Source organism: Streptomyces incarnatus (genome assembly GCF_001027185.1).
GTDB lineage: Bacteria > Actinomycetota > Actinomycetes > Streptomycetales > Streptomycetaceae > Streptomyces > Streptomyces puniciscabiei.
The window spans coordinates 352,167-375,078 of record NZ_CP011497.1; the positions used below are offsets into that span (position 1 = coordinate 352,167).

A 22,912-nucleotide genomic window follows, 5' to 3' on the forward strand; every position below is an offset into this window, starting at 1 on the left:
TCGTCGCGTCACGCCGGTGCGACGGAGTGGACCGCCTGATCGCCGTGAACATCCGCGGGATGTTCCTGGCCGCGCGGGCCGCTGCCGCACTCATGGCACCGGGTGGCCGGATCATCGGCGTCGGCAGCTGTGTCACCCACCAGGCGCCGGGCCCTGGCGCCACCCTGTACGCGATGAGCAAGTCCGCGGTCGTCGGGCTGACCAAGGCGCCGGCCCGCGAGCTGGGCGGGCGCGGGATCACGGCGAACGTCGTGCGTCTGGGCCCGACCGGCACCGACATGAACCCCGCGGACGGTCCCTTCGCGGACGGTCAGGCGGCGATGACCGCGCTCGGCCGCTTCGGCACGGCCGAGGAGGTGGCGTCCGCGGTGGCCCACCTGGCGGGGCCGGAGGCGGTGTACGTGACGGGAGCGGAGCTCTCCGTGGACGGCGGGTACGCGGCGTGAGCGAGCGGGGCGGCCCGTACGCTGCGGCGCACCGTACCGCAGCGGCCTCCGGTGCGCCCCGTCCCGTCGCGCCCGGCGGCCCGGGTCATGTCTCGTCCAGCCGGCGTACGTCGTCCTCGTCCCACTTCCTGGTGTCGCGCGGCTGGGTGTAGGGCTCGGCCCCGGGCGGAAGTCCGCCGGCGATGGCCCGCTGGCGGACGGTCTCCGCGTCGAACTCCAGGCCGAGCAGGATCGCCAGATTGCTGATCCAGAGCCACACCAGGAAGACGATCACGCCGGCCATGGTGCCGTAGGTCTTGTTGTAGGAACCGAAGTTGGCGACGTAGAAGGCGAACCCGGCGGAGGCGGCCATCCAGATCGCCAGGGCGAGGACGCTGCCCGGGGTGATCCACCTGAAGCCCTTGACCCTGGCGTTCGGCGTCGCCCAGTACAGGATCGCGATCATCACCGTGACCAGCAGGACCAGCACCGGCCACTTCGCGATCGACCACACCGTCAGGGCCGTGTCGCCGACACCGAGCGCCTGCCCCGCGTGCCGGGCCAGGCTGCCGGTGAAGACGACGATCAGGGCACCGGCCACGGCGAGCAGCATCAGTACGACGGTGACGCCGACCCGCACCGGAAGGATCTTCCACACCGGGCGGCCCTCCGGCATGTCGTAGACGGCGTTGGCGGCCCGGACGAAGGCGGCCACGTACCCGGAGGCCGACCAGACGGCCAGGACGATCCCGACGACCGCCATGACCGAGCCGGCGCCGGCGTGGTTCTGCAGTTGCTCCACGGCCCTGGTGAGGATGTCCCGGGCGGAGCCCGGCGCCAAGTGCCTGAGGTTGGCCAGCACCTTGTCGGTGACCGACCGGCCGGCGATGCCCAGCAGCGACACCAGGACCAGCAGCGCCGGGAACAGGGCGAGGATCCCGTAGTAGGTCAGGGCGGCGGCCCGGTCGGTCAGCTCGTCGTCCTTGAACTCGCGCAGAGAACCCTTCAGCACGGCGCCCCAGGCCCCTCTGGGCAGGTGTGCCGGCGTGTCGGGCGCGGCCCGCTCCACCTGCGGACCCGGCCCGGCCTCCTCCGGCGCCGGCACACGCGAACCGTCGGCGCCGCCGTGGTGGCGCCCGGGAAGATGCAGCTTCGGCATACCGTCCGGGTAACCGCGGCCCGCGCTCTCACGCAGCGAAACCGTCGGATTCTGCCGCGCAGCCCCTGACGCGCGGGGTACTGGGAGCGAGAAGTGCGGTGTGCGGACGAAGTGCGGTGTACGGACGACGCCCAGGTGGTCGTCGGCGGACGCCTTGAGACGGCTCGGTGCCGTGGAGACAGCACAGCGGTGGGAAAGCGCGGAAGTGGAGGTGACGATGAGGTACGACGAGTTCCTCGCCCGTGTACGCGAGCGCGGCGAGTACGACAGCCCGCACGAAGCGGCGGAGGTCACGGAGGCCGTGCTGGGTGTGCTGGCCCAGCGCATCGGCCCGGGAGAGATCGAGGACCTCGCCTCCCAGCTGCCCGGGCCCCTCGGCCCCGGCCTGGCCGGCGCGAAGCAGTCGCAGCCGGAGCGCTTCGGGATCGAGGAGTTCCACCGCCGGGTCGCCGCGCGGGTCGGGGGCAGGCCGCGCACGGCCCAGTGGGACGCCGGTGCCGTGCTGACCACGGTCGCCGACAGCGTCAGCGGAGGAGAGCTGAACCAGGTCCTCAGCCAGCTCCCGTCGAGCTACGCCGCGCTGTTCGGCAAGCCGGAGCTGACCGACTGAGAGCGGCACCGCGCGTCACCGGCGGACCGGCGTGCCTGCCGATTGACCGGGTCGCCGGGGTGGGTTTTGATGTGGGCCATGCCGGGTGCAGCGCAGACGGGTGGAGCACGGAACGGGGCCGATCCGGTCCTGGCCTTCGCCACGCAGGAGGCGTGGGAGCGGTGGCTGGAGGAGCACCACACCGACGTGCCGGGCATCTGGCTGATGATCCCGAAGAGGGACTCCGGCCTTGCCGGCGTCGACTACGCGGGAGCGCTGGAGTCGGCGCTCTGCTTCGGCTGGATCGACGGGCAGAAGAAGAAGCTGGACGAGCGGCACTGGCTGCAGCGCTTCACCCCGCGCCGGCCGGGCGGCAAGTGGTCGAAGGTGAACCGGGAGAAGGCCACCGAGCTCATCGAGCAGGGCCGGATGCGCCCGGCCGGCCTGCGGGAGGTGGAGCGGGCCAGGGCGGACGGCCGCTGGGAGGCGGCGTACGAGGGTCAGCGCACGGCGACCGTGCCCGATGACCTGCGGGTGGCGCTGGAGGCGGCCCCGGAGGCGCGGGACTTCTTCGCGACGCTGGACAGCCGCAACCGGTACGCGATCCTGTACCGGATCCAGGACGCCAAGAGGCCGCAGACCCGGGCGGCCCGCATCGAGAAGTTCGTCGCCATGCTCGCCGCGCAGCAGAAGCTCCATCCCTGAGTCACCGCGCGGAACGCACTTGCTTCAAGCGCACTTGAACGTTCTGGCGTGCGGGTCGCGCCGGCCTGGGTGCACCAGCGGGCCGAGGTCCACGGCCTGCGGGCGGGAACGGCGCGGCGGGAGACCTGAAGCCGGGAGCGGGGAGAGGTTCGCGCAGGGGTTGGTCGGGACCGGGGAACGGCCTGTGCCCGCCCCGGAGTTCTGATCCGGGGCGGGCGGAGGACGACAAGCCGGTCACACGGCTCGGCGAGGACCTCAGTGGCCGTCGGCGAACCGCTTGAAGGCGGCCTTGGTGCCGGAGCCGGCGATGCCGTCGATGGGGCCGGTGTAGCCCCAGTACTGCTTCAGCAGGCGCTGCAGGCCCTGGATCGTGCCCTTGCCGACGATGCCGTCGATCGGGCCGGTGTAGCCCCAGTACTGCTTCAGGCAGCGCTGGAAGGCCTTCCAGCTGTTGGGGCCGAGCTGTCCGTCGATGGCCCCGGTGTAGTGCCAGTACGTCCTCAGCCAGCGCTGCACCTTCTTGGCCTGGGTGGCGTTCAGGCCGAGGTTGTTCACCGCCTGCGGAGTGACGGCCCCGGTGGTCACCGCCGGGTGGGCGGCGGCGGGCGCGGCGACGCTGGTGCCCGCGGCGGCGAGGCTGCCGGCGGCCAGGGCGACGGCGGTCGTGGCGGTGACAAGCGCCCTGGTCAGGATGTTCGTTCGCATGGTGTTCCCCCTGATGGTCGAGTGCCTCTCGGCACGGCACACAAGGTATGTGCCGGCGCCTTCCGCCGTCGCCAACCCGGGAGTTGACTCCCGTCTCCACCGGCCGCGGTAGGACGGCACGCCGTACAACCTGCGCGGTATCCGGGAGGGGGCACCTCGCGCGCCGCGGGGCGTGCACGCAGGAGTCGTCAGGTGACGCACGCGCGGCCCGGCCCACGAGTCCCGCGGCCACCACGAGCCTCCCCGTGGCCGTCAGGCCCACCGCCGGTACCGGTGGCGGGTCAGTGGCGGCGTGCGGCCCGTACGCCCAGGTGGCGTAGTGCGGCCACCGCTGCTCCGGCGCCGCACATGCCGTGCGCGCCGGGACCGGGAGGGGTCGCCGCCGAGCACAGGAAGACCCCTGGCAGGCCGGTCGAGTACGGCTCGGTGGTCGGGCGAGGGCCCAGGAGGAGCTGCGGGGTCGTCCGCGCCCCGGTGATGATGTCGCCGCCGGCGAAATTGGGATTGGCGGCGGCGAACCGGGCGGGCGGGGTGGCCCGGCGGCCCACGACGCGGTCGCGGACACCGGGGGCGAACCGCTCCAGCTGACGGAGTATCGCCTCGGTCGCGTCGCCGTCGTAGCCGTACGGCACATGGGCATAGGTGTAGACGGGGTGGATGTCACCCACCGAACGGGAGGGGTCCGCCAGGTACTGCTGGCCGACGAGCACGAAGGGGTGCTCGGGCATGCGGCCGGCCACCACGGCCCGCTCCGCGCCGGCCACCTCGGTGAGCGGGCCGCCGAGGTGCACGGTGCCGGCCCGGCGCGCGTGCTCGTTCCGCCAGGGCACGCCGCCTTCGACGGCCAGGTCGAGCTTGAAGACGGCGGGGGCACGCCGGAACCGCCGGTAGGCACCGCGCACCCGGGCCGGGAGCCGGTCGCCGTAGAGGGCGGCGACCTGGCCGGGGTCGAGGTCGAGGAGGGTGACGTCGGCGGACGGCAGCTGCCGGGGGTCGGTGACGCGCACCCCGGTGTGGACGGTGCCTCCGTGCCTCCGCAGTACGCGTTCCATGCTGCGGGCGATGGACTGTGAGCCGCCCTCGGCCACGGCCCAGCCGGCGGCATGGCCCGCGGTGAGGATGCCGAGCCCGATCGCCGAGGTGAACGGGCGCGACAGCGGACGGAAGGCGTGTGCCGCCACGCCCGCCCACAGGGCCCGCGCCCGCCGGGTGGTGAAGAGGCGGGCCAGGAGGGAGGCGGGAAGCGCGGTCGGCATGCCGAAGCGGGCGAGCGCCAGCGGGTGTGTGGGGATGCGCAGCAGGGGACCCATCACATCGTGTGCCAGGGCGTCCCAGTGACGCACCGGGCCGGCGAGGAGCGCGCGGTACCGGTCACCGTCCGGGCCGAGCATGCGGGCGGTGTCCGCCACCGAACGCAGCAGCACCCCGGCGCTGCCGTCGTCCAACGGGTGCACGCAGTCGATGTCCGGCAACAGCCAGCGCAACCCGTGCCGTTCGAGATCCAGCGCGCGCAGCGCCGGGGAGCTGACGGCCATGGGATGGACGGCCGAACAGCAGTCGTGCAGGAGTCCCGGCACGATCGCCTCGTCACTGCGGGTCCCTCCGCCGACCTCGTCCGCCGCTTCCAGGAGCGTAACGTCCAGTCCCGCCTTGGCGAGGAGAGCGGCGGCGGCCAGGCCGTTGGGCCCGCCGCCGACCACCACGGCGGAGGTCATGGGGCGCACCTCGGCGTGAGAGCGGCCGAGCGGGCGGGAGGGGGCGTCATCGGTCTCATGGGTCCGAGTCTGGCGGTGCCCCGGCCCGACGTCCCATGAATCCGGCGGCGCGCACGAGAAGGGCGCCGGTCCGCGATGGTGCCGGCGCCCATGGTCCTGTCCGTGTCCGTCAGGTCTTCAGCACTGGGGCCGTTTGCCGTGGTTGGCGGCGTGGCCGCGTCGCGACTTCTTCTTCCGGCGTCGCTTCGAGGACATGGGAGCCTCCTGGAGGGGAGCGGGAAACCGGCGAAACAAAACACCTGAAGACACCGTATATCGTGACACATGGCACCTCCACCGCAGCCGCCGCCACGACCGCGGACACGGGGCGGTGCCACCTCGCATTCTCGTTGATACGATGCGAAAAGTGCCGGAATGATGTAAATCCTCCCCTGGACAGAGGAGCCGGAATGACCGGTGACCCGGAGCCGATCAGCGCCGCTGCCCGCCACGCGCTGGAGCAGGAGCTGGCCGACCTGCGTGACGAGCGCCGGCTCGTCGCCGGCACCCTGCGGGACACCACGGAGGTGGGCGACCAGGCCGACCAGGCCGACCAGTTGCAGCGCGCCGATCAGCTCGACCGCCTGGACCGCCGTATCGGGACCATCACCGAGCGGCTGCGCCAGGCCGATGTCGCCGGGCCCGCCCCGACGGACGTGGTCGGCGTGGGCAGCACGGTCACCGTCCGCTTCCCGGACGGCTCGGTGGAGACGCTGCGGATCGGCGAGCTCGCCGAGGCCCTGGACCAGAACCTGGTCACCTCCGACAGTCCGCTCGGCCGCGCGCTGCTCGGACACCGCCCCGGTGACTCGGTCCACTTCGACACACCCGACGGCCCGTCGAGCGTGGTCGTGGTGTCGATCGGGGAGACCGGGGAGCAGAGCGGGCACGGCTGACCGGCGCCACGTCGGCGGACCCCGTCACCTCTCCGGCGACGCGGCCCCCGCCCCGGCGGGCTCACCGGAGTCGCTGCTCTTGCGGACCCGGCAGTGGAGGGAGTCGTGTTCGACGTCGGCGACGATGGTGTCCCCGGGCTCGGCATCGCCGCTCAGCAGGAGGGTCGCGATCCGGTTGTCGAGTTCCGCCTGGATCGTGCGGCGCAGCGGCCGGGCACCGAACTCGGGCTGGTGGCCGTGCGCGATGAGCAGCCTCTTCGCCGCCTCGGTCACCTCCAGCGCCATCCCCTGGGCGTGGACGCGGCGTTTGCTCCGGTCCAGCAGATGGTCCACGATCTTCCCGAGATCGTCCTCGGTCAGCCCGTGGAAGATGATGATGTCGTCGATCCGGTTGAGGAACTCCGGCAGGAACCTGGTCCGCAGGTCCTCCATCAACTCGTCCTTCAGCTCCGACACATCACCCTTGTGGTCCAGGATCCGGTGCGCGCCGATGTTGGACGTCATGATGACCACGCAGTGCCGGAAGTCGACGGTGCGGCCCTGGGCGTCGGTGAGCCGGCCGTCATCCAGGATCTGCAGCAGGGTGTTGAAGACGTCCGGGTGCGCCTTCTCCACCTCGTCGAACAGCACCACGCTGTACGGCCGGCGGCGCACCTTCTCGGTCAGCTGGCCCGCCTCCTCATAGCCCACGTATCCGGGAGGGGCACCCACGAGCCGGGCAACGGTGTGCTTCTCCTGGAACTCGCTCATGTCGAACCGGATCATCCGGTCCTCGTCCCCGAACAGCAACGCCGCGAGCGTCTTGGCGAGTTCGGTCTTGCCGACACCCGTGGGGCCGAGGAAGAGGAAGGATCCCACCGGCCGGTCCGGATCCCCCATGCCCGCGCGGTTGCGCCGTACCGCCTGGGAGACGGCGGTGACGGCCTCGTCCTGGCCGACGATCCGGGCGTGCATCTCCTCCTCGAGCCTCAGCAGCTTCTCCCTCTCGCTCGCCGTCAGCTGCGACACGGGGATCCCCGTACGGCGGGAGACGATGTCGGCGATGTCGTCGGCCGTCACCGACACCACGCCCTCGCGGCGTTCCTCGATGCCGGCGAGTTCGCCCTCCGCCTCGGAGATCTGCCGCTTCAGCTCCGAGGCCTTCTCGAAGTCCTCCACGCTGACGGCCTGGTCGAGTTCGCGGCGGAGCCGGGCGATGCGGTCCTCGCGGCTGACCACCTCCGTGGACCTGCCCACGCTGCGCAGCCGCACCCGGGCTCCGGCCTGGTCCATCACGTCGATGGCCTTGTCGGGCAGGAAGCGGTCGGTGACGTAGCGGTCGGTGAGTTCCGCCGCGGCCGTCAACGCACCGTCGTCGAACCGGACTTGGTGGTGCGCCTCGTAGGCGTCCCGCAGACCCTCCAGGATCTGCACCGTCTCCTCCACCGTCGGCTCCGGCACCATCACCGGCTGGAACCGCCGCTCCAGCGCCGCGTCCTTCTCCACGTACTTGCGGTACTCGTCGATCGTCGTGGCGCCCACGACATGGAGTTCACCGCGGGCGAGGGCGGGCTTGAGCATGTTGCCCGCGTCCATCGCCCCCTCCCCCGTCGCCCCCGCGCCCACGACGGTGTGGAGTTCGTCGATGAACAGGATGATCCGGCCCTTCGCGGCCTGGACGTCCTCGATGACCTTCTTCAACCGCTCCTCGAACTGGCCCCGGTACTGTGCCCCCGCCACCATCCCCGACAGGTCCAGCGCCACGACCCTCTTGTCCTTGAGGCTGTCGGGTACCTCACCGGCCACGATCCGCTGCGCCAGCCCCTCCACGATCGCCGTCTTGCCCACACCGGGCTCACCGATCAGCACCGGGTTGTTCTTCGACCGCCGGGAGAGGATCTCGACGGTCTGCTCGATCTCCTCCGCGCGCCCCACCACCGGATCCAGCTTCCCCGCCTTCGCCTCCTCGGTCAGATCCCGGCCGAACTCGTCCAATGTCGTCGCCGGCGTCTTCTTCCGTTCGGCGGGAGCTCCCTCGCCGCGCGCGGCCTGTTCGGTCAGATCCGCCAGTTTTCCCGTGTCCATGCCCTCGGCGCGCAGCAGCCTGGCGGCGCCCGTGTCGCTGTCGCCCAGCAGGGCGCCGAGGAGGTGCTCGGGACCGATGTACGAGACACCGGCCGCCTGGGACCGGGCGTAGGCGGCGCCGAGCGTGCGCTTGGCCGCCGGGGTGAGGCCGGGCTGCGCGGACGGTTCGCCGGACTCCTTTGGCAGGATCTTGGCGATCTCGGCCGCCAGCGCGTCGGGGTCGACGTCCAGCTGGGAGAGCAGTCTCCGGGACGGTTCGACCTTGGTGGCGGCCCACAGCAGATGTTCGGTGTCCAGGTCCGACGTGCCGTCCTCGACCGCCCGCCGCGCGGCGAGGTTGAGCAGTTCCTGCGACGACTCGGTCAGCAGCCGGCCGATGGGCACCCGCTGCACCGCGGGAGGCGATGACGCCGGTGACATCCCGAAGAAGCGGTTGAACAACTCGCTGAAGGGATCCGACGAACCGAACGGTGCACCGAACGACATCGACATGGCAGCTCCTGGGCGCGGAGGTCGACATCCGCGGGATGGTTGTTCCGGAGTGGGGTCCGTAATCACTGAACCCCGGTGGGCACGGCGCCGCAAACGGAGGACACGGAACGGGGGCCGTTACAGTCCGGGGTACGGGCCCGGGCTGGCGTCGCGGGGTGGGGTCGGGTACACCCGTGCCGTGCTCTTTCGTCAGCTGGAATACCTCGTCGCCCTCTCCCGGGAGCGGCACTTCGCCCGTGCCGCCCAGGCCTGCTACGTCTCCCAGCCCGCCCTGTCGGAGGCGCTGCGCAAGCTGGAGGAGGAACTCGACGTACCGCTGGTGCGACGCGGCCGCAAGTACGAGGGCCTCACTCCGGAGGGAGAGCGCATCGTCGTGTGGGCCCAGCGGATCCTCGCCGACCGTGACGCCCTCAAGGACGAGGTCGACGTCCTGCGCAGCGGCCTGAGCGGCCGGATGCGGATCGGTACGGTGCCGACCGCCTCCGGTGCCGTCGCCCAGCTGACCGGCCCGTTCTGCGCGGCGCACCCGCTGGTCACGGTCGAGGTCAGCGCCGACATGCAGTCGGTGGACATCCTGCGGCAGCTGCAGAACTTCGAGCTCGACGCCGGGGTCACCTATCTGCGCGAGGACGTGTCGGAGGGCTTCCACACGGTTCCGCTGTACCGGGAGCGGTACGTCCTGCTGCTCACCGCCGCCGACGGCCTGGCCCGGCGTACGACCGCCACCTGGGCGGAGGCCGCACGGCTGCCGCTGTGCATGCTGACCCCGGCCATGCAGGGCCGCCGGGTACTGGACGAGCTGTTCGCGCGGGCGGGGACGCAGCCCTCGCCCCGGCTGGAGACCGACTCCGTGGCGGCGCTGTTCGCCCATGTGCGGACCGGCCGGTGGGCCGCCGTCGTGCCGCATGCCTGGCTCCATGTGTTCGGTGTGCCGCACGGCATGCGCACGGTGCCGCTGGTCGAGCCCACCGCGGCGGTGCCGGTGGGGCTGGTGATCGCCGCCCGCGAACCGGGTTCGGTGATGGCGAGGGCGCTGACGGACATCGCCCGCTCCACCGACGTGGCCTCGGCCCTGGAGCGCGTGCCGGGGGATCCGGGGCGGTAGCCGACGGTGCCGGGGCCGGGCGGGGATGCGCGGCGGTAGCCGACGGTGCCGGGGCCGGGCGGGGATGCGGCCCGCCGGTGTGCGCCGACGGCGCCGCCCTCGGATCCGGTGTGCGCCGATGGCACCAGCCAGGATGCGATGTGCGTCGATGGCACCAGCCAGGATGGGGTGTGCCGGTGTGCGTCGCCGGTGCCGTGGGAACGGCCGGTCCTCGTCCGCTGCTCGCCGCATCGAGCCCTCGGCCGGTTCTGCGGGGCGCGGGAGCGGCAGCGGCAGCGGCAGCGGCAGCGGCAGCGGCAGCGGCAGCTCCGGGACGCTCCCCCGGTTGCCCCGATCCCCCGGTTGCCCCCGCACCGGCCCCGGCGCCACCACCGCCCCGCGCCGGACGACATCAACCCCCGTCAGCCCGCCGGCTGCGGCCGGAACCGCTCCGCACCGGCGTACATGTTCATCGACGTACCGCGCAGAAAGCCGACCAGGGTCAGCCCGCTGCCGGCCGCAAGGTCCACGGCCAGCGAGGAGGGGGCCGAGACGGCCGCCAGCAGGGGGATCCCGGCCAGTTCGGCCTTCTGCACCAGCTCGAAGGAGGCGCGGCCGCTGACCATCAGCATGGTGCCGCGCAACGGCAGCGGTCCTCGGCGGCCAGGGTGTCCGGCCGGGCGGAGGGCACTCCGTCGCGGAGCCGGAGCACCGGCCGCCGTACCGTCACGCGTCCCACGGTGCTGTCCCGCGCGTCGGCTCCAGGCGGATCAACACGCCCTTGGACGTGGGGGTGTTGCTGATGTCGGCGACGCTGTCCAGTGGCACCAGGACGTTGGTCTCGGGGTAGTAGGAGGCCGCGGAGCCCCGGCTGGTGGGGTAGGCGACGACGCGGAAGTCCTCCGCCCGGCGCTCCAGCCCGTCGTGCCAGACCGTGACGAGGTCCACCCGGTCGCGGTCGGCGAACCCGAGGGCGGTCAGGTCGGCGGGGTTGACGAGCACCACGCGGCGGGCGTTGTGGATGCCGCGGTAGCGGTCGTTCATCGCGTACGGGATGGTGTTCCACTGGTCGTGGGAGCGCAGTGTCTGCAGCAGCAGGTGGCCCTCGGGGATGTGCGGCATCGTGAACTCGTTGACGGTGAAGACCGCCTTGCCGCTCGGGGTGCGGAACACGCGCCGGTTGACCGGGTTGGGCAGCCGGAAGCCGCCGGGCCTGGCCACCCGGGCGTTGAAGTCCTCGAAGCCCGGGACGACGCGGGAGATGCGGTCGCGGACCGTGGCGTAGTCCGCCTCGAAGTCCTCCCAGGGGATGGCGGGTGTGTCGCCGAGTGTGCGGCGGGCCAGCCGGCTGATGATCGCGACCTCGCTGAGCAGGTGCGGGGAGGCCGGGGCCAGGCGTCCGCGGGAGGCGTGCACCTCGCTCATGGAGTCCTCGACGGTGACGAACTGCTCACCGGACGCCTGGATGTCGCGGTCGCTGCGGCCGAGGGTGGGCAGGATGAGGGCGGTGTCACCGCAGACCGTGTGGGAGCGGTTGAGCTTGGTGGAGATGTGCGCGGTGAGCCGGCACCGGCGCATCGCCTCCTCGGTGACATGGCTGTCGGGGGTGGCCCGGACGAAGTTGCCGGCGACGCCGAGGAAGAGTTTCGCCGTGCCGTCGCGCATGGCCCGGATGCCGTCCACCGAGTCCAGTCCGTGCCGTGCGGGCGGGGTGAAGCCGAACTCGCTTCCCAGGGCGTCGAGGAACGCCTGGGGCATGCGCTCCCAGATGCCCATCGTGCGGTCCCCCTGGACGTTGCTGTGACCGCGCACCGGGCACACGCCGGCGCCCGGCCTGCCGATGTTGCCGCGCAGCAGCAGGAAGTTGACGACTTCGCGGATGGTGGGAACGCCGTGCTTGTGCTGGGTGAGGCCCATGGCCCAGCAGACGATGATGTTTCGGCTGCGCAGGACCTGGTCGTGGACGGCCTCGATCTCCTCGCGGCTCAGCCCGGTCGCGGCCAGGACGTCCTCCCAGGCGATCTTCCGGGCGTGATCGGCGAAGTCGGCGAAGCCGGTGGTGTGGGCACCGATGAAGGCGTGGTCGAGTACGGTGCCGGGGCGTTCGTCCTCGGCCTCCAGCAGCAGCCGGCCCAGTGCCTGGAACAGGGCGAGGTCACCGCCGGGGCGTATCTGCAGGAACCGGTCGGCCATCGCGGTGCCCCGGCCGATCACTCCGCGTGCCTTCTGCGGGTGCTTGAAGCGGATGAGTCCCGCCTCCGGCAGCGGGTTGACCGCGATGACCTTGCCGCCGTTGCGCTTGGTCTCCTCCAGCGCGGTCAGCATCCGCGGATGGTTGGTGCCCGGGTTCTGTCCGACGACGAAGACGAGGTCCGCGGTGTGGATGTCGTCCAGGGACACGCTGCCCTTGCCGATGCCCAGCGTTTCCGTCAGCGCGGAACCGCTGGACTCGTGGCACAGGTTGGAGCAGTCCGGCAGGTTGTTGGTGCCGTAGGCGCGGGCGAAGAGCTGCAGCAGGAAGGCGGCCTCGTTGTTCAGCCGGCCCGAGGTGTAGAAGAGGGCCTCGTCCGGGGAGTCCAGCCGGCGGAGCTCTCCGGCGAGCACGTCGAGCGCCTCGTCCCAGCCGATCGGTTCGTAGTGTGCCGCGCCGGGCCGCTTGATCATGGGCTCGGTCAGCCGGCCCTGCTGGTTGAGCCAGTAGTCCGACTTCCCGCCCAGTTCGGGGATGGAGTGCCGGCGGAAGAACTCGGCGGTGACCCGTCGCGAGGTGGCTTCGTCACTGATGTGCTTGGCGCCGTTCTCACAGTATTCGTTGCGGTGCCGCTTGCCCGGTGCCGGCTCCGGCCAGGCGCACCCCGGGCAGTCGAATCCCTTGACCTGGTTGATGTTCAGCAGGGTCAGCGCGGTGCGCCGTACAGTCGTCTGCCCCAGCGAGTACTCCAGCGCGTGCGTCACCGCCGGGACACCGGTCGCCCAGCGCTTGGGCGGGGTGACCGACAGATCGTCGACGGGGTCCTCGATGCCGCTCATGGTCCGGTCCGCCTCTTTCTCCGATGGGCACTGCGGGGCAGCATCCGCCTCTGTTCGGGGACACGTCAAAGAGGTGTTCTCGATGGCGTGATAGGCGCCGGTTATCAGACGGGCGGCGCCTGACGGCAGACGAACGAGGCCTCTTGGACTTCCTCGCTCCGGGCCGCGCGCAGCCGGGAACGGGCCCGCGCCATGCCCGGTCCTGCGTCGGGCGGCCACTGCCCGCGGTCCCCCGCACGTCGGCCGTGCCCATCGCCACCGGCCGGCCGGTCCGCGGTGGACGTGCTGCGGCCGCCCGGCCGTTGAAACCAGGCGTCCCCCCGTACGGCGTGCCGGGTCGCCCGGGGCTAGCGTGGTGGGATGGAGCACGAGGTGACGGAGGCCGACACCGCGGTGTCGCTGGGCAGCGGTGACGTGCCCGTTCTCGCCACGCCCCGGCTGATCGCCTGGATGGAGGCGGCCACCGTGCGGGCCGCCAGCGCCTTCACCGGGTCCGGCCAGACCACTGTCGGCACCGCGGTGCGGGTCCGGCATCTGCGGGCCACGCCGGTCGGTGGCCAGGTGGAGGTGAGCGCCGAGCCGTCCGCCTCCGGCACGGGCGGGTGGCTCACGTTCGTGGTGCGGGCCGTCGACGGCTCGGGTGAGCTGGTGGCCACGGGCGAGATCGACCGGACTGTCGTCGACCGGCAGCGGTTCCTCGCGCGCATGCCGGGCTCGGCGGACCGCTGACCGGCAGGTACGTCACGCGGGCGTGTGTCCCCGGAGGTACGCGCGCACGGCCGGCGGGAGTGCGGCATCGCCGGTCTCGGAGATCGGCACCCAGCGCACCTGCTCCGGCGCGAGACCGGCCCCGTCCGACGGGGACTCGCTCAGCAGCTGGCACACCACCGCCGACGCCCCGTCCGCTGCCGCCGCGTCGGGCGGGGTCAGGGGCTCGGTGCCGTCGACGAGGTAACCGGTGAGTTCGTAGACGACGCGCGCCGCGGTGGCCTCGGCCGGCTCGGCCGGTTCGGGGGTACCGGACGGCAGTGCCCAGCCGTGGCCGTCCGCCACGAGCAGCAGCCGTCCGTCGTACAGGACGACCGCCTGCACCACGCCGTCGGCGGGCTCCAGTGTCATGACCGACCAACCCCTCCCCGGCGCGCTCGGCCGGTTCTCCTCCCCCTACCCAGGGCCGGCCGGTCATGCACCGGTGCCGTGCCGCTTCCCGGTGTTCTGGGCCGGTTCCCGGTCGACGGTGACCGGGGTCAGTACAGCACCGGCAGGTCCCCGGGCCGTACCCGCACGGTCACCGGGAGGGTGGCGTCGACCTCGCCGTCCGCGCCGTAGGGGACGGGCCGGTTCGCCTCGATGCGCAGTTCCCTGCCGCGCAGCACGCGTACTTCCGGACGGTGCACATGACCGCCCGTCTTCAGCTCGTTCATGAGGGTGAAGAACAGCCGGCGCGGTGCCTCGCGGATCAGCACCACGTCCAGCAGGCCGTCGTCGACGCGCGCGTCGGGGGCGATGAGCCGACCGGAGCCGTAGTAGGGGGAGTTGGCGGCGACGACGGTGTAGCCGCGGTGAGTGTGTTCCTCACCGTCCACGGTGACGCGGTAGTCGGCCGGCCGCCAGGTGGTGACGGCGCGCAGGCCGCCCGCGTAGTAGGAGGCGGAACCGCGCAGCAGCCGGGCGTGGTTGGCGTGCCGGTTGGCCACCGCGTCCACGCCGGCGTAGACACTGCCCAGGACCACGGTGCGCGGGTGGACGGCCGACTCCACCTCGATGGTGTCGACCGGCCGGGGCTCGGCGTGCAGCAGGATCCCGGCGAGTGCGGCGGGGTCGGCGGGCAGGTTCAGGGCGCGGGCGAAGTCGTTGCCGCGTCCCGCGGGCACCAGGCCGAGGACGGTCCCGGTGCCGCTCAGCGCGCCGCCGATGCCGCCCGCGATGCCGTCGCCGCCGACCGCCAGGACGATCCGGCCGCGCTCACCGGCGCGGCGGGCGATGTCCTGGGCGTGGGCGAGGCTGTGGCTGTACTCCGTTTCGAGCTCGGCTCCGGCCTCGCGCAGCAGCCGGGCGAGGTGCAGCAGTGTCGCCGCCCCGGTGGAGCCGCCCGCAGTGGGGTTGACGACGGCGGTGAACTGTCGCATCGGTGTGCCTCCGAAGCAGGCGGATCGGGTGTGATCGGTCGACGGGTCGGTGGACTGGTGGGTTCGGCCGGCGGATGTGTGGGTCAGTCGATGGGGAGCAGGACGCCGGGGTTGAGGACGCCCTCGGGGTCCAGGCGGCGCTTGACGGCGCGCAGGGCCGAGATGCCGAGCGGTCCGGCCTCGCGCACGTACCAGTCGCGGTGGTCGGTGCCGACGCCGTGGTGGTGGGAGATGGTGCCGCCGGCCGCCAGCACGGCCTCGTTGGCCGCGTGCTTGGCGGGCGTCCAGTGTGCCACCGGGTCCTCGCCCTGGGCGCTGACGACCGTGAAGTAGAGCGAGGCGCCGTTCTCGTACACGTGGGAGATGTGGCACATGACCAGGGGCGGGGTGCCGGCCTCGGTGAGGGTCTCGGTGAGGGCGGTGCGTACGGCCGCGTACAGGTCGGGGATGCGGGACCAGAAGGCGGCGGTCTCCAGGGTCTCGGCGAAGGCGCCGACGTCGAGCAGGGCGTCGCGCAGGTACGGCGCGGAGAAGCGGCCGTGGGCCCAGCGTTCGCCGGGTTCCGCACCGAGGAGGGTGCCGCCGCAGGCGGTGAGGACGGCCGCCGCCTGTTCCCGGCGCCGCGCGGTGTCCTCGGCCGTGCCCTCGTAGCCGGTGATGGCCAGGCAGCCGGCCGCGCTCTGCGACAGGTCGCCGCCGATGGCGTCGGGCTGGGCCAGGCCGATGAGGGTCTCGGTCTCGTCGGACAGCCGGAGCACGGTCGGCCGGGGTCCGTCCTGGGCGAGCCTGCGCAGGGCGGCGGCGCCCTCCTCGAAGGAGGCGAACCGCCAGCCCTCGTAGATCCGCGCCTGCGGCAGCGGGCGGATCCGCACGGTGACGGAGGTGATGACACCGAAGGCGCCCTCCGAGCCGAGGACCAGCTGGCGCAGGTCGGGTCCCGCGGCGGAGCGCGGGGCGCGGCCGGTCTCGATGGTGCCCTCGGGGGTGGCGAGGGTCAGGCCGAGGACCATCTCGTCGAAGCGGCCGTATCCGGCGGACGCCTGGCCGCTGGAGCGGGCGGCCGCGAAGCCGCCGATGGTGGCCCACTCGAAGGACTGGGGGAAGTGACCCAGGGTGAAGCCCTGTTCGGCGAGCAGGGCCTCGGCCTCGGGGGCACGCAGACCGGGCTGGAGCACGGCGGTGCGCGAGACCGGGTCCAGGTCGAGCAGGCCGTTCATGCGGCGCAGGTCCAGCGCGATGAACGCACTGCGCTGGGGGGCGAGTCCGCCGACGACCGAGGTGCCGCCGCCGAAGGGGACGGCGGCGAGGCCGTGCGCGGCGCAGGCGCGCAGGACGGCGAGGACCTCGTCGTGGGAGCCGGGCAGCACCACGGCCTGCGGGACGTCCGAGAAGTCCCCGGCGCGGACGCGCAGGAGGTCGGGGGTGGACTTGCCGCGGGTGTGCCGGATGCGGCTCTCGCTGTCGGTGCGGACGTGGTCCGCGCCGCCGACGGCCTCGGCGAGCGCCTTGAGCGCGGCGCGCGCGGCTGTGGGGGCGGGCAGGTCGATGTCCTCGAGGGTGAGGGCGGGCGCGGTGCGGGGCTTGACCCCGAGCAGGTCGCGCAGCAGTCCGGTCACCGAGTCGGGCAGCGGGGCCGCCTTGGCCGGGTCGCCCCAGCCGTTCCACAGCATGTCCATTGAACGGTCGTCCTCACAGGTCGGTGTGCTCGATGTTGCTCGGTGTACTCGGTTCGCGCGACGGCCGGCGGGCCGTCTCCGGGGACGGTGTCTGCTGCGCCCGACCCCGGGGCGTTACACTGTGACACATGACGCCTATTCGTCACAACGGCTCGGACAACGATCAGGTGCTCGACGCGGTGCGCGACTGTGTGCTGGCCGTCGGGGTCCGCCGCACCACCCTCGCCGACGTGGCCCGCCGCGCCGGTGTCTCGCGGATGACGCTGTACCGGCGCTGGCCGGATCTGCGGACCCTCGTGGGCGACCTGATGACCCGCGAGTGGATCGACGTGGCCACCCGGGCGATCCCCGAGCCCGGCTCCGGCACGGACACCCGCACCCGGATCGTGGACGGCCTGGTGTCGGGCGTCGAGGCCTTCCGGGCGCACCCGCTCTTCCGCAAGATCGTCGACGTCGATCCGGAACTGCTGCTCCCCTATGTGCTCGACCGCCGTGGAGCGAGCCAGGAGGCGCTGCTGGCGCTGCTGGCCGACGGGCTGCGCGAGGGCCACGCGGACGGTTCCGTGCGCCCCGGGCATGTCGAACGGCAGGCCCGCGCGCTGCTGTTGACCGTGCAGTCCTTCACCCTGTCCCTGCGCACGATGACCGACGAGGACGACCCGGAGCTCGACTCCGCGGCCTTCCTCGGCGAGTTGCGCACCCTCCTGGAGAGGACCCTCACGCCATGAGCCACACCCGGGCCGGCGCCGGCTCGTCCCTGAGCGCACACCGCCGCAGGCGCGAACTGGCCGAGGCCACCGACGGCAGGGTGGTCGACGTCCTGGTCGTCGGGCTCGGCGCCACCGGGGCCGGAGCCGCCCTGGACGCGGCGGCCCGCGGTCTTGACGTCGCCGCGGTGGACGCCCACGACCTGGCCTTCGGCACCTCCCGCTGGAGCTCGAAGCTCATTCACGGCGGGCTGCGCTATCTGGCCTCCGCGCAGTTCGACGTCGCGCACGAGAGCGCGGTCGAGCGCGGGGTGCTGATGACCCGGACGGCCCCGCACCTGGTGGCCGCCCAGCCGTTCGTGCTGCCGCTGACCCCGCTGGTGTCCCGGGCCCAGGCCTCGCTGGCGTGGGCCGGGTTCCGCGCCGGGGACATGCTGCGGCTGGCCGCCCGGACCCCCCGCCAGGTCCTGCCCGCCCCACGCCGGCTGTCGGCGACGGAGGCCAGGCACCTGGCGCCCGCGGTCCGGCCGGCCGGACTGCGCGGCGGACTGCTGTCCTGGGACGGCAAGGTGGCCGACGACGCCCGGCTGGTGACTGCCCTGGCCAGGACGGCCGCCGCGCAGGGCGCCCGGGTGCTGACCCGGGTCAGGGTGCTGGAGCTGACCGGCACCGGCGCCCGGATCCGCGACGAACTCACCGGCGACGAGGGCGAGATCAGGGCCCGCGCGGTCATCAACGCGACCGGGGTGTGGGCGGGCGACCTCGTCGAGGGCATCCGGATCCGGCCCTCCCGCGGCACCCATCTGGTGCTGCGCTCGGAACGGCTCGGCACCCTGCCGGCCGGCCTGCACATCCCCATACCCGGCGAGACCAACCGCTTCGTCCTGGTCCTGCCCCAGGGCGACGGCCGGGTGTACGTCGGTCTCACCGACGAACCGGTCGAGGGCGGGATCCCGGACGTCCCTGACGTGCCCGAGACGGACATCGGTTTCCTGCTGGACGTGCTGGGCTCGGTCCTGGACACGCCGGTCACCCGGGAGGAGGTCGTCGGCGCCTTCGCCGGTCTGCGCCCCCTGCTGGACACCTCCGCGCTCGACGGCCGCGACGGCGAACCCGCCCGCACCTCCGACATCTCCCGCCGGCACGCGGTGCTGACGTCCCCCGACGGCATCACGACGATCGTGGGCGGCAAGCTCACCACCTACCGGCGGATGGCCCAGGACGCCGTGGACGCCGCGACCGCCGCGCGGGGCCTCCCCGCCCCGCCCTCCCCCACCGCCACGCTTCCCCTGGTCGGCGCCGCCGCCCCCGGACGGCTGCGCGGCCTGTCCGCGCCCCGGCGCCTGATCCGCCGCTACGGCACCGAGGCCGAGGCCGTCCATGCCCTCGCGGCCGACGACCCCGCCCTGGCCGAGCGGGTGCTGCCCGGCCATCCGGTCACCCGCGCGGAACTGCTGTGGGCGGTCCGGCACGAGGGCGCGCTGGACGAGTCGGATCTCCTGGACCGCCGTACCCGCATCGGACTGGTCCCGGAGGACCGCGCCGAGGTGCTCCCGGTGGCGCGGGAGGTGCTGGCGGAGGCCGAGAGCGTACGCCCCTGACGGCTCACGTCCGGTTCTGCCGGAGCGCGCGGGCACGCCCGTCAACGTCCCGGCAGAGCACGGAAGTTGCCGACGGAGGCGACGGCGTGCGGACCTGAGGCACGGGGGGACGGCCTCCCCTGAGGCACCGACCCGACCGCCCCGCGGGACGTGGCCGCCCGGCGGCGGTGAGGGCGTCACAGCAGGCGGCGGATGTCGCCGCGGATGCGGTAGAAACCGCCGGCCGCCGGGTGCAGGGCGTCCACGACATAGCGGGCGCCCGGCTCGCGTATCGCGCGCGGGAACTGGACGTTCCAGGAGGTGTCGTAGCCCTCGGACACCACGTGCACCCGGAGCCGGCCGCCCTCCCGCACGCACTCCACCACCACGGCTCCGGTCGGAGCCTGCGCGACGGTGGACACGGCGGCCACGGCGGTGGCGGGCTGGTAGGTCGGCAGGGCCGCGGCGAGCTTGACGTCCCGCGCCACCGGCACCGTGCCCTGCTGGGCCGCGGCGATGGCCGGCTCGCTCGCGTCGACGCACACCAGCGAGCCGTCGGTGGTCACCAGGTACAGCCGCTCGTCGCGGTACTGCATCGACAGCGCCGAGCCGCCGCCCGTGCCCAGCTTCCACAGGCGCGTGCCCTGCCGGTCGAAGCAGTAGACGGAGGACGCGGCGTCCCCGGCGAAGACGAACCGGCCGCCCGGGGAGGTGGCACATGAGTAGACCGCGCTGTCACAGGCGTAGGTCGCCTCGATGGCGCCGGTCGCCTTCGACAGCCGCTGGACCACGCGGTGGCCCGTGCCCGCGTAGACGGCGTCGTCCTCCTGCCAGCCGAACAGCACGCTGCCCCCGGTGGCCGTGTGCCACAACTCGCCACTGCCGTCGGGCGCGTAGGCGGTGACGCCACGGTGGTGGCCGTGGTAGACGGCGCGGTCGTCGGCGCGCACCATCCAGGCGTGTTCGCCCTGGCTGCGGCGGGCCCACTGGTGTTCGTCCTCGTGGTCGATGACGGTCAGCCGGCCGTCGCGGTCGGACACGTTCAGGACGCCCTCGTGGATGTCCAGCCAGAAGATGTCGACGTCGGCGGCGATGTCGTACGCGGCGAACGGCAGCTTGGAGGAGAGGTCGTAGACCTTGCCGTCGTCGCAGCCCGCGTAGATCCAGAAGTCGTCGGCGACCAGGCACTTCACGCCGTCCGGCAGGCCGAAACGGGCGAGGACGGCGCCGTCGTGGCCGAGGGTGTAGACGTCACCCGCCTGGTTGCCGACCCAGCAGTGTGTGTCGTCGACATGGATGCCGAAGGCGGCGGAACCCGTACGGAACCGCCACAGGACCGGTGCCACGGCCCGCGCGGTGGACGGGGCCGAACTGACCTGACGCCGGGTCACCGGGCGCGGGGCGCGCTGCCCCTGGACTGCCGGGGCGTATCCCTTGCGGACCTTCTCCCCCACTTTCCTGGCGGCTGCCGCCTTTGCCTTCTCCGCGGTCGGGAAGGTCGTCGTCTGGATCTGACCGGTGGCGCCGATCCTGCCGTACCGCACCGTCACCACCAAGCCGTCGACGGTCACTTCGTAGAACTTGTGGGCGCCGCCGCCCTCCTGCGACAGCTCCAGATACGTCGTCGACACCGCGGAAGCCGTGGTCATGGCACACCCCTCCCCCAGGACGGACCGGCGGCCTTCCCCGCGGGTCCTCACTGATCAAACCGTAAGGCCGACCACTGACAACGGCCCGGGCCCGCGGTGCGGCGCCGGTTCACCGCCCGCGCAGAATCCGAGGAACCCCACGCGCCGCAAATCCGGTCACCCGGCGATGAGTTCGGCGAACCTCGCGGCGTCGATGTTGCCGCCCGAGGCGATGACGCCGATGCGGGGCGGGAGTTCGCCGGCGCGGCCGGCCAGGAGTGCGGCGAGTCCGGTGGCCCCGCTGGGTTCGAGGACGATCTTCAGGCGTTCGAAGGCGAAGCGCATGGCGGTGACGATCTCCGCGTCGCTGACGAGGGCGATGGCGTCGACCAGGCGCCGGTTGATCTCGAAGGTGATCTCGCCGGGCGTGGGCAGGGCCTGTCCGTCGGCGATGGTCCGGGGCACGGGCAGGGTGACGCGGGCGCCGGTCTCCAACGACCGCTTGGTGTCGTCCCCTTCCTCCGGCTCCACGCCGACCACCCTGATGCCCGGGTGCAGGGCCTTGGCGGCGGTGGCGCTGCCGGCGATCAGGCCGCCGCCGCCGACCGGCACGAGCAGGGCGTCCAGCGGGCCGGTCTCGTCGAGGAGTTCCAGGGTGGCGGTGCCCTGCCCGGCGATGACGTGAGGGTGGTCGTAGGGCGGGATGAGGGCCAGGCCGCGGTCCTCGGCCAGCGCCGTACCGAGCGCGGTGCGGTCCTCGGTGTAGCGGTCGTAGGTGACGATCTCGGCGCCGTACCCGGCGGTCGCCTCCCGCTTGAGGCGCGGGGCGTCCTCGGGCATCAGGATGACGGCGCTGGTGCCGAGTTCGCGCGCGGCCAGGGCGGTGGCCTGGGCGTGGTTGCCGGAGGAGTAGGCGGCGATGCCCTTGGCCAGCTGGTCCGGGGAGAGCTGGGCGGCCGCGTTGTAGGCGCCGCGGAACTTGAAGGCGCCGACGCGCTGGAAGTTCTCGCACTTGATGAACACCTCGGCGCCGACGAGGGCGTTCAGGGTGCGCGAGGTGAGAACCGGGGTGCGGTGGGCGACGCCTTCGAGGCGTGCGGCGGCCGCACGGACGTCGTCGAACGTTACGGGCGAAGCGGCGGCCATGACCGTCTCCTCATTGGACTGATTTTCCAACCTTGGACAAGGACTCTAGATACGGTGACGCCCGTCTGTCCAGGACGGGACAGACGGGCGTACGGCGAGAGCCCGGCGCGCGGTCGGGCTCAATGACCGGCGATCCGCCTGGGCGTGTACGGCTCTTCGAGTTCCCGTATCTCGTCGTCGGTGAGCCGGAGGTCGAGCGCGGCGAGCGCGTCCGGGATGTGGTGGGGCTTGGTGGCGCCGACGATGGGGGCGGTGACACCCGGGCGGGAGGCGACCCAGGCCAGGGCCACCTGGGCCCGCGGGACGCCACGCCGTCCGGCGATCGCGGCGACGGCGTCGACGATCCGCTTGTCGTCCGGCTGGTACAGGGTGCGGCCGTAGGCGTCCGTCTCGCCGCGGACACTGGTGGCGTCCCAGTCCCGGGTGAGCCGGCCCCGGGCGAGCGGGCTCCACGGCAGCACGCCGACGCCCTGGTCCGCGCAGAGCGGCAGCATCTCCCGCTCCTCCTCGCGGTAGAGCAGGTTGTAGTGGTTCTGCATGCTGACGAACTTCGTCCAGCCGTGCCGCTCGGCGGTGTGCTGCAGCTTGGCGAACTGCCAGGCGTACATCGAACTCGCCCCGAGGTACCGGGCCTTGCCCGCCCTGACCACGTCGTGCAGTGCCTCCATCGTCTCCTCGACCGGGGTGTGCGGGTCGAAGCGGTGGATCTGGTAGAGGTCCACGTAGTCGGTGCCGAGCCGGCGCAGGCTCTGGTCGATCTCGGTCAGGATCGCCTTGCGGGACAGGCCGGACCGGTTGGGTCGGTCGCTGCGCGCCGCGCCGTTGTCCACCGCGAAGTAGACCTTGGTGGCGATCACGACGTCCTCGCGCCGGGTCAGCTCGCCGAGCGCCCTGCCGACGATCTCCTCGCTCGTGCCGGCGGAGTAGCTGTTGGCGGTGTCGAAGAAGGTGATCCCCGCGTCCAGGGCCTGGCGGAGGAGCGGGCGGGCGGCCTCCTCGTCCAGGGTCCACGGATGCGGCCCCCGGTCGGGAACGCCGTAGCTCATGCAGCCCAGCGCCAGCCGCGAGACCTCCAGGCCGCTCGCGCCGAGCTCGACGAATTCCATCGTTCGGTTCCCCTCGTCGGTGGGGTCCCGCCGAGTC

18 protein-coding genes and 3 pseudogenes are annotated in these 22,912 nt (G+C 72.7%); 8 read left to right on the forward strand and 13 right to left on the reverse strand.

Features of this window, described 5'->3' with window-relative positions; all coding sequences use genetic code 11:
- Nucleotides 1–26: 26 nt before the first annotated feature.
- Nucleotides 27–446: pseudogene (locus ABB07_RS01630) on the forward strand (SDR family oxidoreductase); the annotation flags it as partial.
- A gap of 85 nt (nt 447–531) precedes the next feature.
- On the opposite strand, the gene ABB07_RS01635 reads toward ABB07_RS01630, so the two are convergent.
- On the reverse strand, nt 532–1,584 hold the full coding sequence (locus tag ABB07_RS01635) for a YihY/virulence factor BrkB family protein (RefSeq protein WP_208896877.1): 1,053 nt from the start codon (nt 1,582–1,584) through the stop codon (nt 532–534).
- 217 nt (nt 1,585–1,801) lie between these two features.
- On the opposite strand from ABB07_RS01635, the gene ABB07_RS01640 reads away from it, so the two are divergent.
- Nucleotides 1,802–2,194 carry a DUF2267 domain-containing protein gene (locus tag ABB07_RS01640; RefSeq protein WP_208896878.1) on the forward strand — a complete coding sequence of 131 codons (393 nt, stop codon included), beginning with the start codon at nt 1,802–1,804 and terminating at the stop codon, nt 2,192–2,194.
- Between the two features lie 78 nt (nt 2,195–2,272).
- Nucleotides 2,273–2,878, forward strand: coding sequence for a YdeI/OmpD-associated family protein (locus ABB07_RS01645; RefSeq protein WP_208896879.1), 606 nt, complete (start codon nt 2,273–2,275; stop codon nt 2,876–2,878).
- Between the two features lie 255 nt (nt 2,879–3,133).
- On the opposite strand, the gene ABB07_RS01650 is transcribed toward ABB07_RS01645, so the two are convergent.
- The 3 genes and pseudogenes from ABB07_RS01650 to ABB07_RS41920 all read right to left on the reverse strand — a co-directional run bounded on the left by ABB07_RS01650 (nt 3,134) and on the right by ABB07_RS41920 (nt 5,553).
- Nucleotides 3,134–3,583 (reverse strand): peptidoglycan-binding domain-containing protein, encoded by a 450-nt coding sequence (locus ABB07_RS01650; protein ID WP_208896880.1) that lies wholly within the window; start codon nt 3,581–3,583, stop codon nt 3,134–3,136.
- Between the two features lie 281 nt (nt 3,584–3,864).
- Nucleotides 3,865–5,358 (reverse strand): annotated as a pseudogene (locus ABB07_RS01655) (phytoene desaturase family protein); the annotation flags it as partial.
- Between the two features lie 117 nt (nt 5,359–5,475).
- Nucleotides 5,476–5,553 (reverse strand): 50S ribosomal protein bL37, encoded by a 78-nt coding sequence (locus tag ABB07_RS41920; protein WP_373305753.1) that lies wholly within the window; start codon nt 5,551–5,553, stop codon nt 5,476–5,478.
- A 194-nt stretch (nt 5,554–5,747) separates the two neighbouring features.
- On the opposite strand from ABB07_RS41920, the gene ABB07_RS01660 reads away from it, so the two are divergent.
- Nucleotides 5,748–6,233, forward strand: a complete 486-nt coding sequence (locus tag ABB07_RS01660; RefSeq protein WP_208896882.1) for a GreA/GreB family elongation factor — start codon at nt 5,748–5,750, stop codon at nt 6,231–6,233.
- A gap of 24 nt (nt 6,234–6,257) precedes the next feature.
- Here ABB07_RS01660 and ABB07_RS01665 read toward each other — a convergent pair whose 3' ends face one another.
- Entirely contained in the window at nt 6,258–8,789 is a 2,532-nt protein-coding gene (locus ABB07_RS01665; RefSeq protein WP_208896883.1) for an ATP-dependent Clp protease ATP-binding subunit, read from the reverse strand.
- Between the two features lie 178 nt (nt 8,790–8,967).
- On the opposite strand from ABB07_RS01665, the gene ABB07_RS01670 reads away from it, so the two are divergent.
- The gene (locus ABB07_RS01670; protein ID WP_208896884.1) at nt 8,968–9,894 is read left to right on the forward strand and encodes a LysR family transcriptional regulator; all 927 of its coding nucleotides are present in this window, start codon (nt 8,968–8,970) and stop codon (nt 9,892–9,894) included.
- A 401-nt stretch (nt 9,895–10,295) separates the two neighbouring features.
- Here ABB07_RS01670 and ABB07_RS01675 read toward each other — a convergent pair.
- Nucleotides 10,296–10,547: pseudogene (locus tag ABB07_RS01675) on the reverse strand (formate dehydrogenase accessory sulfurtransferase FdhD); the annotation flags it as partial.
- A gap of 52 nt (nt 10,548–10,599) precedes the next feature.
- Complete coding sequence (locus ABB07_RS01680) at nt 10,600–12,903, reverse strand: FdhF/YdeP family oxidoreductase (RefSeq protein ID WP_208896885.1); 2,304 nt, start codon at nt 12,901–12,903, stop codon at nt 10,600–10,602.
- Nucleotides 12,904–13,263: 360 nt separating this feature from the next.
- Here ABB07_RS01680 and ABB07_RS01685 point away from each other — a divergent pair, with 360 nt between their 5' ends.
- On the forward strand, nt 13,264–13,632 hold the full coding sequence (locus ABB07_RS01685) for a thioesterase family protein (RefSeq protein WP_208896886.1): 369 nt from the start codon (nt 13,264–13,266) through the stop codon (nt 13,630–13,632).
- 12 nt (nt 13,633–13,644) lie between these two features.
- Here the strand turns inward: ABB07_RS01685 and ABB07_RS01690 are convergent, their stop codons facing one another.
- The 3 genes from ABB07_RS01690 to ABB07_RS01700 form a co-directional block, all read right to left on the reverse strand.
- On the reverse strand, nt 13,645–14,022 hold the full coding sequence (locus tag ABB07_RS01690) for an NUDIX domain-containing protein (protein ID WP_208896887.1): 378 nt from the start codon (nt 14,020–14,022) through the stop codon (nt 13,645–13,647).
- Nucleotides 14,023–14,150: 128 nt separating this feature from the next.
- Nucleotides 14,151–15,032, reverse strand: coding sequence for a YegS/Rv2252/BmrU family lipid kinase (locus ABB07_RS01695; RefSeq protein WP_208896888.1), 882 nt, complete (start codon nt 15,030–15,032; stop codon nt 14,151–14,153).
- An 83-nt stretch (nt 15,033–15,115) separates the two neighbouring features.
- Nucleotides 15,116–16,708, reverse strand: a complete 1,593-nt coding sequence (locus ABB07_RS01700; RefSeq protein WP_208896889.1) for an FAD-binding oxidoreductase — start codon at nt 16,706–16,708, stop codon at nt 15,116–15,118.
- Nucleotides 16,709–16,836: 128 nt separating this feature from the next.
- Here ABB07_RS01700 and ABB07_RS01705 point away from each other — a divergent pair, with 128 nt between their 5' ends.
- Both ABB07_RS01705 and ABB07_RS01710 read left to right on the forward strand, forming a co-directional pair.
- Nucleotides 16,837–17,436, forward strand: coding sequence for a TetR/AcrR family transcriptional regulator (locus ABB07_RS01705; RefSeq protein ID WP_208896890.1), 600 nt, complete (start codon nt 16,837–16,839; stop codon nt 17,434–17,436).
- Nucleotides 17,433–19,016 (forward strand): glycerol-3-phosphate dehydrogenase/oxidase, encoded by a 1,584-nt coding sequence (locus ABB07_RS01710; RefSeq protein WP_208896891.1) that lies wholly within the window; start codon nt 17,433–17,435, stop codon nt 19,014–19,016. Before ABB07_RS01705 ends, ABB07_RS01710 begins: the two co-directional genes overlap by 4 nt.
- Before the next feature lie 176 nt (nt 19,017–19,192).
- On the opposite strand, the gene ABB07_RS01715 is transcribed toward ABB07_RS01710, so the two are convergent.
- From ABB07_RS01715 to ABB07_RS01725, 3 genes are all read right to left on the reverse strand, one after another.
- On the reverse strand, nt 19,193–20,644 hold the full coding sequence (locus ABB07_RS01715; RefSeq protein ID WP_208896892.1) for a WGR domain-containing protein: 1,452 nt from the start codon (nt 20,642–20,644) through the stop codon (nt 19,193–19,195).
- 156 nt (nt 20,645–20,800) lie between these two features.
- Complete coding sequence (locus ABB07_RS01720; protein ID WP_208896893.1) at nt 20,801–21,769, reverse strand: threo-3-hydroxy-L-aspartate ammonia-lyase; 969 nt, start codon at nt 21,767–21,769, stop codon at nt 20,801–20,803.
- Between the two features lie 119 nt (nt 21,770–21,888).
- On the reverse strand, nt 21,889–22,875 hold the full coding sequence (locus ABB07_RS01725; protein WP_208896894.1) for an aldo/keto reductase: 987 nt from the start codon (nt 22,873–22,875) through the stop codon (nt 21,889–21,891).
- Nucleotides 22,876–22,912 lie beyond the last annotated feature (37 nt).

What these genes read in the sequence shown, in the direction of transcription:
- ABB07_RS01665 (WP_208896883.1), bottom strand. Translation starts at nt 8,789, where the DNA reads ATGTCGATGTCGTTCGGTGCACCGTTCGGTTCGTCGGATCCCTTCAGC.
- ABB07_RS01720 (WP_208896893.1), bottom strand. Translation starts at nt 21,769, where the DNA reads ATGGCCGCCGCTTCGCCCGTAACGTTCGACGACGTCCGTGCGGCCGCC.
- ABB07_RS01640 (WP_208896878.1), top strand. Translation starts at nt 1,802, where the DNA reads ATGAGGTACGACGAGTTCCTCGCCCGTGTACGCGAGCGCGGCGAGTAC.
- ABB07_RS01705 (WP_208896890.1), top strand. Translation starts at nt 16,837, where the DNA reads ATGACGCCTATTCGTCACAACGGCTCGGACAACGATCAGGTGCTCGAC.
- ABB07_RS01645 (WP_208896879.1), top strand. Translation starts at nt 2,273, where the DNA reads ATGCCGGGTGCAGCGCAGACGGGTGGAGCACGGAACGGGGCCGATCCG.
- ABB07_RS01695 (WP_208896888.1), bottom strand. Translation starts at nt 15,032, where the DNA reads ATGCGACAGTTCACCGCCGTCGTCAACCCCACTGCGGGCGGCTCCACC.
- ABB07_RS01650 (WP_208896880.1), bottom strand. Translation starts at nt 3,583, where the DNA reads ATGCGAACGAACATCCTGACCAGGGCGCTTGTCACCGCCACGACCGCC.
- ABB07_RS01680 (WP_208896885.1), bottom strand. Translation starts at nt 12,903, where the DNA reads ATGAGCGGCATCGAGGACCCCGTCGACGATCTGTCGGTCACCCCGCCC.
- ABB07_RS01715 (WP_208896892.1), bottom strand. Translation starts at nt 20,644, where the DNA reads ATGACCACGGCTTCCGCGGTGTCGACGACGTATCTGGAGCTGTCGCAG.
- ABB07_RS01685 (WP_208896886.1), top strand. Translation starts at nt 13,264, where the DNA reads ATGGAGCACGAGGTGACGGAGGCCGACACCGCGGTGTCGCTGGGCAGC.
- ABB07_RS01725 (WP_208896894.1), bottom strand. Translation starts at nt 22,875, where the DNA reads ATGGAATTCGTCGAGCTCGGCGCGAGCGGCCTGGAGGTCTCGCGGCTG.
- ABB07_RS01660 (WP_208896882.1), top strand. Translation starts at nt 5,748, where the DNA reads ATGACCGGTGACCCGGAGCCGATCAGCGCCGCTGCCCGCCACGCGCTG.
- ABB07_RS41920 (WP_373305753.1), bottom strand. Translation starts at nt 5,553, where the DNA reads ATGTCCTCGAAGCGACGCCGGAAGAAGAAGTCGCGACGCGGCCACGCC.
- ABB07_RS01690 (WP_208896887.1), bottom strand. Translation starts at nt 14,022, where the DNA reads ATGACACTGGAGCCCGCCGACGGCGTGGTGCAGGCGGTCGTCCTGTAC.
- ABB07_RS01710 (WP_208896891.1), top strand. Translation starts at nt 17,433, where the DNA reads ATGAGCCACACCCGGGCCGGCGCCGGCTCGTCCCTGAGCGCACACCGC.
- ABB07_RS01635 (WP_208896877.1), bottom strand. Translation starts at nt 1,584, where the DNA reads ATGCCGAAGCTGCATCTTCCCGGGCGCCACCACGGCGGCGCCGACGGT.
- ABB07_RS01700 (WP_208896889.1), bottom strand. Translation starts at nt 16,708, where the DNA reads ATGGACATGCTGTGGAACGGCTGGGGCGACCCGGCCAAGGCGGCCCCG.